General features: G+C 33.7%; 8 protein-coding genes. 4 read left to right on the top strand and 4 right to left on the bottom strand.

Features of this window, described 5'->3' with window-relative positions:
• Positions 1 to 112 precede the first annotated feature (112 nt).
• Positions 113 to 595, bottom strand: coding sequence for a DUF2271 domain-containing protein (locus FF52_RS16915; protein WP_008467406.1), 483 nt, complete (start codon positions 593 to 595; stop codon positions 113 to 115).
• A 120-nt stretch (positions 596 to 715) separates the two neighbouring features.
• Positions 716 to 2,206: an ankyrin repeat domain-containing protein gene (locus FF52_RS16910; RefSeq protein WP_008467404.1), complete on the bottom strand. Its 1,491-nt coding sequence runs from the start codon at positions 2,204 to 2,206 to the stop codon at positions 716 to 718.
• A gap of 738 nt (positions 2,207 to 2,944) precedes the next feature.
• Between FF52_RS16910 and FF52_RS16905 the strand changes: the two genes are divergently transcribed.
• From FF52_RS16905 to FF52_RS16895, 3 genes are all read left to right on the top strand, one after another.
• Positions 2,945 to 3,919 (top strand): ribonucleotide-diphosphate reductase subunit beta, encoded by a 975-nt coding sequence (locus FF52_RS16905; protein ID WP_008467402.1) that lies wholly within the window; start codon positions 2,945 to 2,947, stop codon positions 3,917 to 3,919.
• Positions 3,920 to 3,935: 16 nt separating this feature from the next.
• Positions 3,936 to 5,630: a ribonucleoside-diphosphate reductase subunit alpha gene (locus FF52_RS16900; protein WP_008467401.1), complete on the top strand. Its 1,695-nt coding sequence runs from the start codon at positions 3,936 to 3,938 to the stop codon at positions 5,628 to 5,630.
• Positions 5,631 to 5,941: 311 nt separating this feature from the next.
• Positions 5,942 to 7,546 carry a Na+/H+ antiporter gene (locus FF52_RS16895; RefSeq protein ID WP_008467399.1) on the top strand — a complete coding sequence of 535 codons (1,605 nt, stop codon included), beginning with the start codon at positions 5,942 to 5,944 and terminating at the stop codon, positions 7,544 to 7,546.
• 58 nt (positions 7,547 to 7,604) lie between these two features.
• Here the strand turns inward: FF52_RS16895 and FF52_RS16890 are convergent, their stop codons facing one another.
• Positions 7,605 to 9,377, bottom strand: a complete 1,773-nt coding sequence (locus FF52_RS16890) for a MutS-related protein (protein WP_008467397.1) — start codon at positions 9,375 to 9,377, stop codon at positions 7,605 to 7,607.
• Between the two features lie 60 nt (positions 9,378 to 9,437).
• Positions 9,438 to 10,271, bottom strand: coding sequence for a universal stress protein (locus tag FF52_RS16885; protein WP_008467395.1), 834 nt, complete (start codon positions 10,269 to 10,271; stop codon positions 9,438 to 9,440).
• Between the two features lie 182 nt (positions 10,272 to 10,453).
• On the opposite strand from FF52_RS16885, the gene mnmE reads away from it, so the two are divergent.
• Entirely contained in the window at positions 10,454 to 11,854 is a 1,401-nt protein-coding gene (mnmE, locus tag FF52_RS16880) for a tRNA uridine-5-carboxymethylaminomethyl(34) synthesis GTPase MnmE (protein WP_008467393.1), read from the top strand.
• The last annotated feature ends 216 nt before the right edge of the window (positions 11,855 to 12,070 follow it).

Genomic DNA, 12,070 nt, shown 5'->3' with positions numbered 1-12,070 from the left:
AACGTTTAAAGCTTTGCCAAAGTTTACAACAATGACAAAGCTCAGATTTTAATTCTAAGCACAAAAATAAAATTTGTGCCCATTATAAGGTTAAAAAATAATGTGCTAAAGATTATATTTTGTTTAATCTTACATATTTAATGTAGCCTTTACCATCTGTTTTTTCAGCAAGACCTTCTGTTGTAAGCGGCACTTCAAGATCGCTTACGTAGTATTTCTGATCTTCTACAGCCGATTCAAAACGCAATTTATACCCTTTATTGATTTTAGAATTTTCTATTTCGATTGTCGTTACACTGCGATCTCCGCCAGTCACAGAAGCACCTGTTTTAGCACTTATGTCTTCGTTTTTCTTAGAATGGAATTTATTCCATTCTTTTAATGATTTGTACCATTTTTTGTCATCGCCCATTACATAAAGCGTTTTTTCGTATTCACCAGCCGAATTGACTAAAGAAACGACAATATAAGCACCTTCTCCCATGTAGTTATTCATTTGAAGCATGATTTTATATTTGCTCGATTGTGCTTGAGATTGGAAAGAAACTAGAAAAATAAAAGCGCTTGTAAGAGCAATTTTTAATATTGATTTCATGAAATTTAGTTATAAATTATAAATTATGAGTTATGAGTTATGAGTTATGAGTTTTGAATTATTTATGAGCTTCATTTTTAACTCATAATTCATAACTCAAAACTCATAACTATGTAAAAGTTATTTTAAAAACTCAACAGAGATATTATTTTTGGTAAGTACTTCGTTTTCTTTAGCCAAAGCGTAAGCCGTTTCGTCAAATTCTGTGCTGATGTCTTTTTTAGCTCCTGCAGAAACTAAATATTTTAAAATAGCATCATCTTTAGAAGTCATTGCCGCTCTGTGCAAAGCCGTTAAACCATCTTTATTTTTAGCATTGATGTCTACTTTTAAATCGGTAATTTTTTTAAGAAGCGAAACATCATTTTTAGTAATGGCTAAATGATATAAAGTGTTTCCATCTTTTTGAGGAGCTGCTAAGTCCAAACCTTTTTCCTGAAGCAGTTTTGCTTTTGCATCAAAAGGATCTGTTGCAGCTTTTTCTCTTCCTGCCGGACGATAAGATTGTACTAGGTAAACGCCTAAATTGTTTCCGTCTTTGTCTTTTACATTTACATCTGCACCTTTAGCCAAAAGTAAATTTACAGCTTCTGGAGATCCGTTTCTAACAGCAAAAGTCAAAGCCGATTCTCCTTTTAGATTCTGAGCATTGATGTTTTTAACTTTTGGAAGGAAAAGTTCTAAAATTCCCGTTTCTCTTGCAGATGCAGCAGCCATTAATGGAGTATTTCCTTCTTTGTCGGCTTTGTTTAGGTCAACTCCTTTTGCTAAGAAATATTGAATAATCTCTGTCTGATTTGGTTTTCCAGCCAAAATATGCAATACGTTTTGTCCTGCTTTGTTTTGAGCTGTAGCCTTAATTTTTACTTCTTCAACCAAATATTTATAAGTTTCAAGAGTATTTGTCTCTCTTCGGCTTCCTTGTGCAGCAAATAAAAGAGCGGTGTCTGTTGGTTTAATTCCTTTTTCTAAAAGTTTTTTCAAAAGAGCAATATTTCCAGATCTCGCGGCATAAGAGAAAGCTGTGTTTCCATCATTATCAACATCCTTTAAAGACATTCCTTTAGTAGAAAAATATTCTGCAGCTTTTAAATCTTTGTCAGAGGCTATAGCTAAAAGCAAAAGGTTTGCACCATTAGCATATTTTTTCGTCGGATTAAGACCAGCTTTAAAAAAAGAATCATACAGAGCCGGATTTGATTGTCCGTTTGAAGCAGCAAAATCAGCAGGAGCTGTTCCGTGGCTATCTTCAAAATTTACATCAGAACCTTTGTCTATTAAATATTGTACCAATTCGGCATTGCCTCTATAAGCAGCCCAATGCAGATAAATACGATTGTCATGAGTTAATTTTGTGACTGAGTTTCCAGGCTGTTCAACTAAGAATTTGATAGTTGCAAAAGGAGCATCGTTATTAATCGCTAATGTCGTAACATCAAATGCATTGGCATTGGCTTCAGCTGGATTATTTCCTTTAGCGATTTCTGCCTGAACCGTTTCAACAGTTGGTGAAGTTTTCCAGAAAGCCGCGTCTAAAAGCGAGTTTTTTTGCTGGGCACTTACAAACAATGAAGCAGCAAATGCAAAAGAAACAAAAAGGCTCTTTTTCATATTTAGATATTTTATGGTTATTGAGTTGTACAAGATCAATTTATTTTTGAGAATATTTTTACTCTATTTAGAATAAATAAAAATAAAAGCAAATGTAAAAATTAATATTCTTAATGCAAGAATAATTTACAGTAAAAAAGATTTACGATTGAGTTTTATTAATAATCAAGGATCGTCAAAGTAAGTAGGTTTTTGCAATCTTTTTTCTTTAAGGCGTTAAACGCAATCATAATTTATTGCCGTTCTGATATTTTTAGGCAGCATTCTGTGTATGATTACCTTTTTTATAGCCTGTTTTAGCGATAAGTATTTGTAATAAAGATAATTGTGTTTTTTGCCGAATAAGAGTTATTTAGAATAATTATTAATAAATAGCGTTTTTTTCAATTGGAATTGTCTTTCAAATTTCTATTTCCAAAATGAGAATGTTGATAACTGTTTTAGTTTCCAACCCCGAAAAACTCAATTTTTCATGTTGATAACCTCACTTTAATTTTAGGGAAAATGCTAGTTCATTGCGAATTACAGATTAAGATTTTCATGTTGATAAAATTTATAAAATCACAAATTTTTGAAGTTTTAAAACTGTTGATAATTGGACAGATTTTTAACATCTAAAACTAGACAAAAGAATAACTGTGGGCTAAATTTGTAATTATAGAAATCACGCTAATACCACTCCCCAACTTGAGCGCTCGCATTCCTATCTCAAAATAGTCACTTAAAACTCTATATATTATGTCAATTTTCGATAAAAGAATCAATTATAAACCTTTTGAATATCCTGAGGTTCTGCAATTTACCGAAGCGATTAATAAAGCTTACTGGGTACACACTGAAGTAGATTTTACTGCCGATACGCAAGACTTTCATGCACATTTAAATCTGGCTGAAAAAACAGCGATCAAAAATAGTTTGTTGGCAATCGCGCAGATTGAGGTAGCTGTAAAAAGTTTTTGGGGTAATATATATGAGCATTTTCCAAAACCAGAATTTAATGGGTTGGGAACTACTTTTGCAGAATGTGAGTTTAGACATTCAGAAGCGTATTCTCGTTTGCTGGAAGTTTTAGGCTATAATGACGAATTCGAAAAATTATTGGATGTTCCTGTAATACGCAGACGTGTGGATTATCTTTCAAATGTGCTGAAAGACACTAAATCTCAGGACAACAGAAAATATATGGTTTCTTTGATTCTGTTCAGTATTTTAATTGAAAACGTTTCATTATTTAGTCAGTTTGCCATTTTGTTGTCATTTACCAGATTCAAAGGATATATGAAAAACGTGAGCAACATTATTGCTTGGACTTCAATCGATGAGCAGATTCATGCCAATGGAGGAATTTATATCATCAATAAAATCCGTGAAGAATTCCCAGAATATTTTGATGCAGAAACTCTGGAATTGGTAAGAGAAACAGTTAAAGAATCAATTGGCGTTGAAGCTGATATTTTAGACTGGATTTTCGAGAATGGTGCTGTTGAGACCATAAACAAAGAAGATTTGGTAAACTTCATGAAATTTAGAATTGACGAGAGTTTGAAACAAATCAATATTGAAACTATTTTTAATGTTTCTCCAGAAGAATATTCAAAAATGACCTGGTTTGAAGAAGAGGTTTTTGCAAACAGTCTAGATGATTTCTTTGCGAAACGTCCTGTAGAATATACAAAACACGATAAGAGCATCACAGCAAACGATCTTTTCTAATACAAGCCCATTATATATGAATACAATAGACACAAACCCAGCAAATAATTTTGAACCACAAAACGACAGTAAAATGTGGTGGAAAAATTCTGAAAGTGAACAGATTTTAAACCGCGGTTATCTTTTAAAAGGAGAAACTGTAGAAGGAGCAATTGAAAGAATTTGTACAGCTGCGGCTAGAAGACTGTACAAACCTGAGTTGAAAGAATCTTTCATGGAAATGATCGAAAGAGGCTGGATGAGTATTAGTTCGCCAGTTTGGGCCAATATGGGAACTGAAAGAGGTTTGCCAATTTCTTGTTTTAATGTGCACGTTCCTGATAAAATTGAAGGCATCACTCATAAATTAGGTGAGGTGATTATGCAGACCAAAATTGGAGGTGGAACTTCTGGTTATTTTGGCGAATTGCGCGAACGTGGAAGCGCTGTAACGGATAACGGAAAAAGTAGTGGGGCAGTTAGCTTTATGAAACTTTTTGATACAGCAATGGACACCATTTCGCAAGGCGGAGTTCGTCGCGGTGCGTTTGCTGCTTATTTAGATGTAGACCACCCAGATATAGAAGAATTTTTAAAAATCAAAAGTATTGGAAATCCAATTCAGAATTTATTTACCGGAATTTGCGTACCAGATTATTGGATGCAGGAAATGATTGATGGAGATGTTGACAAAAGACAAATTTGGGCAAAAGTATTAGAAAGCCGTCAGCAGAAAGGATTGCCTTATATCTTTTTTAGTGATAACGTAAATAAAAGTAAACCGCAAGTTTATAAGGATCAAAATCTTCGCATTAATGCAAGTAATTTATGCAGTGAGATTATGCTTCCGTCAACTCAAGACGAATCATTTATCTGTTGTTTGTCTTCAATGAATTTAGAATTATATGAAGAATGGAAAGATACTGAAGCGGTTAAACTGGCGATCTTTTTCTTGGATGCCGTTTTACAGGAATTTATAGAAAAAACAGAAGGCAATTATTATCTTGCTGCAGCTAATAAATTTGCTAAAAGACACCGTGCGCTTGGTTTAGGCGTTTTAGGATGGCATTCTTATTTGCAGAAAAACATGATTCCGTTTGAAGGTTTGGAAGCTAAAATGAAAACCACTGAAATTTTCAAACATATAAGTGATAAAGCCGATAAAGCGACGCAGGAATTGGCTAGAATTTATGGTGAACCAGAATTGTTAAAAGGCTACGGAAGACGTAATACCACTACAATGGCAATTGCGCCGACAACCTCTTCTTCGGCAATTTTAGGACAGACTTCACCAGGTATTGAGCCTTTCAGCAGCAACTATTACAAAGCGGGATTGAGCAAAGGAAATTTCATGCGTAAAAATAAATACCTGAAAAAATTGCTTGAAGAAAAAGGTTTGGATAATGAGGAAATATGGAGAGGAATTATGCTAAATGGTGGAAGTGTGCAGCATATTTCACAGCTTTCTCAGACCGAAAAAGATGTATTTAAAACATTCAAAGAAATAAGCCAGTTGGAGATTGTACAGCAAGCGGCAATTCGCCAGAAATTTGTTGATCAAGGGCAGAGTTTAAATCTTAATATTCCAGCCGAACTTCCAATTAAAGAGGTAAATCGCTTAATGATTGAAGCTTGGCAATTAGGAATCAAAAGTTTGTATTACCAAAGAAGCCAAAGTGTTTCTAAAGAATTAGTAACAAGCCTTGTTTCTTGCAGCAGTTGTGAATCATAAAAATCAAAAGCCGAATCTTAATTAAGATTCGGCTTTTTTAATGCGTCTAAAAGTTTCAAGCAGATTTTACAGATTTAAGCGGATTTTTAAGTAGATCCAAATTGCACTAACGGACTTAATTCTGTACTTATCATATTTTTTTTTGTTGAAATAATAGAAAGCAAATCTAAAGCGGTTTAAAAGTAAAAAGTTTGATATAAGTCAATAAATTGAAGTTCTATTTTTTTAATCTTAATCTAATTTAGTTGTTATAAAATCTTAATTTAGTGGCCAAATTCCATATACCAAAAATCAATAAATACCGCGAATAAATGGAGAATATTACCGTAATCATCATGCTGCTTTTCGGTGTAGCTTTTCTTAGTCTTGTTAGTAAAAGATATAATTTTCCGATACCAATTGTTTTGGTTTTGTGCGGTGTTGTGATTAGTATTTTTCCTGGACTTCCCGTAATTGCTTTGAGTCCAGAAATCGTATTTATTATATTCTTACCGCCGCTTTTGTATCACGCCGCGTGGCACACCAGTTGGTCCGACTTTAAGCAATCGATTCGGCCTATAACTTTTGCTGCTGTTGGTTTGGTCTTTTTTACTACAGGTTTAGTTGCTGTATTTGCGCACTGGCTTATTGATGATATGTCTTGGCCGTTAGCTTTTTTGCTTGGCGCTATTGTTTCGCCTCCTGATGCAGTTTCGGCAACAGCCATTACAAAAGGTTTGGGGCTTAATCCGAGATTAATAGCAATTTTAGAAGGAGAAAGTTTGGTGAACGATGCTAGTGGTCTTGTAGCCTATAAGTATGCCCTTACGGCAATTACAGCAGGAAATTTTGTTCTATGGCAAGCGGGATTAAATTTTGTTTTAATGTCGGCTCTCGGTATAGCTATAGGTCTGACTGTTGGTTACATTATGTTTTATATTCATAAAAGATTTGTTTGCGATGATATTATTGAGGTGACATTGACATTATTAACGCCATTTGCTTCGTATCTGCTTGCAGAGCATTTTGAAGGCTCAGGAGTTTTGGCTGTAGTAACAACAGGTCTTTTTCTGGCGGCGAGATCAGGAACAATCTTTTCTCACGAAAGCCGAATTATGACCAATACCATTTGGGATGTCTTAAATAATATTTTGAACGGCTTAATTTTTATTTTAATCGGACTTCAATTGAGACAGATTATTGCGGGAATTAGCAATTATTCTGGGAATTCTTTATTTATCTGGGGAGCCGTTATAAGTATTGTAGTGATTTTGGTGCGTTTCTTATGGGTTGTTCCTGCAACGATGATTCCGAGAATGATTAGTAAAAGGATTCGTGAAAAAGAAGCTTTTGATTATCGAAACATGATCATTTTTGGGTGGTCTGGAATGCGTGGAGTCGTTTCTATGGCTGCTGCGTTGGCGCTTCCGTTAATGTTGAATAAAACAGAAGCATTTCCGCTTCGAAATTTAATTATATACTTAGTTTTTTGTGTTATTCTGTCGACTTTAGTTATACAAGGTCTTACGCTTCCATGGTTGATTAAAAAGCTGAAAATTGAGCGTTATTCCATACTTGCAGAAGAGTATAATGTTAGAAATGTAATTGTCTCAGAAACTATTGCCCATATAGAAGATAATTTCTCGTTGCTGAATGACGAACTGCTACATAATATTAAAAGTAAATATGAAGTAAAATTTAACCGACTTCAAAAGACTGAACTGCCAGCTAATTTCTTCGGAAACGGAAAGCTTCTTGGTGGTGAAATTTTTAACGATTTCACTAAAATTCAAATCGATTTGCTGAATGTAGAAAGAGCCAAATTAGAATCAATGCATAAATCAGGTTCTGTAAACGAAGAAATCTTCCGCAAAATAGAAAAAGAATTGGATCTGGAGGAAACCCGTTTGTGGATGGAAATGTACGAGGAAAACTAATTATGAGTTATGAATTATTTACTATGTGTAAAAAACATTCATAATTCATAACTCATAATTAAATTACCCCCATTTTCTGCATTAAGAATGTAGCGCTTTTGTTTTTACAGATTCCATTTCTAAGTTTGTAATCAAAATGCAGTTCGTTGTTTTGAATTTCAACTTCAAAACATTGATTGGTTAAAATTTCGGGATAGTCATTTGTAGTCAGACAAACTTCAATGTCGTGAGTTGCAATGGCTCCAATGACTTTTTTAGAAATTATCTTTTTCACTACTTCAATTGTTCCATTTCTTTTATCGTCGGAGTTTGTACCTCTTAAAATCTCGTCCAATAAAACAAATGCAGGCTGATTTTCAAGTGCGTCCATAATCTGTTTTAAACGTTTAATTTCAGCAAAGAAATAGGACTCACTATCCGATAAAGAGTCAGATAGTCGCATTGAAACCAATACTGGAAGTGGATGTACTTTAGCTTTTGATGCACAAACAACTGAGCCGATTCCGGTAAGCACCATATTAATGCCTAAACTTCTCAAAAACGTACTTTTTCCAGACATATTAGACCCGGTCAAAATCACAAAAGATTGTGGGAAAAATTGAGTGTCATTTCCAATTCTTGTTGCTGGATTGAGTAAAGGGTGGCTTAAATTCGTAAATTCGATTTTATATTCTGAATTGATTTCAGGAAACACAAAATCTTCATTATTGTAAGCGAGATTGGCTAAGCTGTTTAATGCTTCAATTTCGCCAATAATAGAAATCCAATGATTCATTTCAGAAGCATAATCTTCTTTCCATTTTAAAAGCGCTCTTAAAACATGTAGATTGAATAAAAATGTTCCGTTGAATAAAATAGCTGTCACAAAATTACTTATGGTATCCATTCTCGAAAACAACTCAGAAAGCTGTTTTAAATGCTGGCTCGCTTTTGCATTTTTAAAATTTAACTGTTCCTGTAAATGAAGTAGCTTTTTGGACTGGAAAGATTCTTTTTCAATTTTTTCAATCAATAAACTGTATTGCATTATGATGTTAGCGACATTATCTGCTTTTGCTATTTCCGATTGAATTCTCTTTATAGCTCTTCCTAAAACGATCAAATTGGCAATAAAAACATACGTTAAATAAGAAAGTATAATAGTTTTTGATGTAATAAAGTACGTAGCCAGAAATCCCAAAAAGGTTAATGGAAGAATGAATGATAATGCAACTAAAGCTTTAGGTAATGAATTGTTTGTAAAAGAGGTCCAATATTTTAGAGCTTCATAAGATTGTTTTGAATCTTGACTTAAAACTGCCAAAGCCTGAAATTCCTGTCTCCAATCAATTTTGCTTTTTAATTCGTTTATAGCTTCCTGATTTTCTAAAATTTCTGTTTCGGGCAGCGTATGAAGTAATAACTCAGCAAGTGTTTTTTTTCCGATAAAGGAAGCTGTTCGGTTTAGGTTTTGAAATAAAGAATGATCTCCAAAAATATCTAGATCGTAAGCGTATGGATGATGAAAATCGATAAACTCGGCTCCATTTTCAAAAGGTGTTTTTTCTCTTTTTAAGAAAGCAATTTCATTCTGATTGATTTTTAGCAATGTTTCTGCCAACAATTTTTGAATTGACAATCGCGAATGTATTCTCATTAAAACAATAAAACCAGCAAAAGATAAAACAGCTAGAATGACATAAAGTATTTGATCTGTTTTGATGTAGTAAAACATAAAAAACAAGAAAAGAGCAATACTTAATAGCCTCAAAAGGCTTATGCTGTTGTATTTTTTGTTGGTCTTATTATAGAGTTCTGTGTATTTTGCAACGTTGTCCGGATATGCTTTCATTCTATTATTTTGCTTAAATACAAATATAGCTTTTAAGTCATAAAATCATCAACATTGTTATTAATCTTCGTGCATAACCAAAATCGGAATAGGAACTTCCTTGGCTATTTTTTTTGAAAAACTAGAATCGAAAAGGCTCTCAAAGAAAGAGCGTTTGTGCGTTATAGTCGTTAGAATATCAATGTCTTTATACAGCACAAAATCAAGGATGGTTTCTTTTACATCATCACTTGGCAGAACTAAAAATTCAACATTTTCTCCAGCGAATTCTTTTTCAAATTCTTTTCGTGTTTCTTCGGTAACATCAGAATTCGATGTCTTTACATATAAACTTTTAACCTTGGCGTCAGTCTTTTTTGCAATCTTCAAGACTTTTTTCAGTTCTTTTTTGTCTTTCTCTCTGTAACGTGTGGTAAAACCTATTGTTTTGACCTTTTTGTATTTAGCATCAATAGGAATACATAAAACGGGTACTTCAACCCCTGAAATCACAGATTCAGTATTAGATCCCGTGAAGAATTTCGTCCAATCAGAAACGCTGTTTGTACCCATGATGACAAAATCGATGTTATCTTCTTCAACTGCGTTTTTTAGATTATAAATAAGGTCACCATCCATTAGGCGGTGTTTGATCACAATATCTTCTAAATTACGTTCAGCGGCAATAGTTCTTAGTTTCGGAATTTCATCCTTAAACATTTCAAATTTTGCTAGTTCGATTGAACTGTATATAGAAGCATAATTCTCTGGAAAGAATTGGCTGTCGTAAACAGGAATCTCGAATGTATGAAGTAAGATTAATTCGGCGTTTACCACTTTAGCAAATTCTAAAGCATGGACAAATGCATTGGTAGCAGCATCAGAGAAATCGGTTGGGAATAATATCTTTTTCATAGTACGTAAGATTAAGGTTTGTCTCTCAAATTTACTCATTCTGCAAAGAAAACAACCTGATATTTATCAGTATTTTAACAATTAATAATTTATTAATCTTAATTAGTTTGAAGATTTTCTTGCTTGCATGCAGCTGTATTAACACAGAAAAGAAATTGAGCGTTTTTTTATACCTTTGCAGCATGATAAATCAAGATTCTATAGTTGCTTTGGCTACGCCTTCGGGAGCTGGAGCTATTGCCATAATTCGTATTTCTGGTGCCGATGCCATTACCATTGGCAATTCGGTTTTTAAATCTATTAAAAACAAAGATTTGACCAAGCAGAAAACGCATACGCTTCACTTGGGACATATTGTAGACGGAAGCAAAACACTAGACGAAGTGCTGGTTTCTGTTTTTAAAGGTCCAAACTCTTACACGGGTGAAGACACAATTGAAATTTCTTGTCACGGATCGACTTATATCCAACAGCAGATCATTCAGTTATTGCTTCGAAATGGCTGTAGAATGGCAGATGCAGGTGAATTTACATTGAGAGCTTTCTTAAACGGAAAATTAGACTTGTCTCAAGCAGAAGCAGTTGCAGATCTGATTTCGTCAGATAATGAAGCTTCTCATCAAATTGCAATGCAGCAAATGCGCGGCGGATTCAGTAATGAAATTGCAAAACTGAGAGAAGAACTTTTGAATTTTGCTTCTTTAATTGAATTGGAATTAGATTTTGCTGAAGAAGATGTAGAGTTTGCAGACCGAACGCAATTTCATGAATTATTAAATAGAATTGAATTTGTTTTAAAACGTTTGATAGATTCGTTTGCAGTTGGAAATGTAATTAAAAACGGAATTCCAGTCGCGATTGTTGGCGAACCAAATGTTGGAAAATCAACTTTATTAAATGCTTTATTAAACGAAGAGCGTGCAATCGTTTCTGACATTGCAGGAACTACGCGCGATACGATTGAAGATGAATTGGTAATTGGCGGTATCGGATTTAGATTTATTGACACTGCAGGAATTCGTGACACAAAAGATGTTGTAGAAAGTATTGGAATAAAGAAAACCTTCGAAAAAATCGATCAAGCTCAGGTTGTAATTTATTTATTTGACGGATTGAAATTCCAAACTTCAAGTTCAGAATTCGTAAACGAAATTGAACAAATTAAGAATAAATATCCGCTAAAACCGCTAATTATTGTGGTGAATAAAAAAGATATTTTATCTGCTGATGAAGTAGCGAATATTACCAATCAGTTAGAGAACCTAAATGCGAAGTTGTTATTGATTTCGGCGAAAGAGAAAATAGGAGTAGAGGATTTAAAAAATGAATTGTTGTCTTTTGTAAACACAGGTGCACTCCGTAATAATGAAACGATTGTAACCAATACAAGACACTATGATTCTCTATTAAAAGCTTTAGATGAAATTCAGAAAGTGAAATTCGGTTTAGAAACGGGTCTGTCAAGCGATCTTATGGCACTAGATATTCGCGAAGCTTTATATCAATTCGGATTGATTACCGGTCAGGTTTCTAATGATGAACTATTGGGGAATATTTTTGCCAATTTCTGCATCGGCAAATAGAGGGCGCAAAGAAACACAAAATAAAAACAAACAAAATAGCTAAAATGTTGGTAATTAACATTTTGGCTATTTTTTTATTCAATTGTTTTTTGGAATATTTGAGTGTTGTTTTGTTAAAATTTATACCTCATTTGTACCTCGGTTTCCGAGGTACAAACTTTGTGACAAAAAGGGATGAATTATGACACACTTGAGTACTTTTTAAAGGTTTTATAA

It is taken from the genome of Flavobacterium sp. F52, from assembly GCF_000278705.1.
GTDB lineage: Bacteria > Bacteroidota > Bacteroidia > Flavobacteriales > Flavobacteriaceae > Flavobacterium > Flavobacterium anhuiense.
Note: the sequence above shows the minus strand (reverse complement) of the source record. Positions and strands in the feature narration are given on the sequence as shown.

Bases quoted from the DNA above. Each gene is read 5' to 3' on its own strand.
- mnmE (WP_008467393.1), top strand. From the start codon at position 10,454: ATGATAAATCAAGATTCTATAGTTGCTTTGGCTACGCCTTCGGGAGCT.
- FF52_RS16905 (WP_008467402.1), top strand. From the start codon at position 2,945: ATGTCAATTTTCGATAAAAGAATCAATTATAAACCTTTTGAATATCCT.
- FF52_RS16910 (WP_008467404.1), bottom strand. From the start codon at position 2,206: ATGAAAAAGAGCCTTTTTGTTTCTTTTGCATTTGCTGCTTCATTGTTT.
- FF52_RS16885 (WP_008467395.1), bottom strand. From the start codon at position 10,271: ATGAAAAAGATATTATTCCCAACCGATTTCTCTGATGCTGCTACCAAT.
- FF52_RS16890 (WP_008467397.1), bottom strand. From the start codon at position 9,377: ATGAAAGCATATCCGGACAACGTTGCAAAATACACAGAACTCTATAAT.
- FF52_RS16915 (WP_008467406.1), bottom strand. From the start codon at position 595: ATGAAATCAATATTAAAAATTGCTCTTACAAGCGCTTTTATTTTTCTA.
- FF52_RS16900 (WP_008467401.1), top strand. From the start codon at position 3,936: ATGAATACAATAGACACAAACCCAGCAAATAATTTTGAACCACAAAAC.
- FF52_RS16895 (WP_008467399.1), top strand. From the start codon at position 5,942: ATGGAGAATATTACCGTAATCATCATGCTGCTTTTCGGTGTAGCTTTT.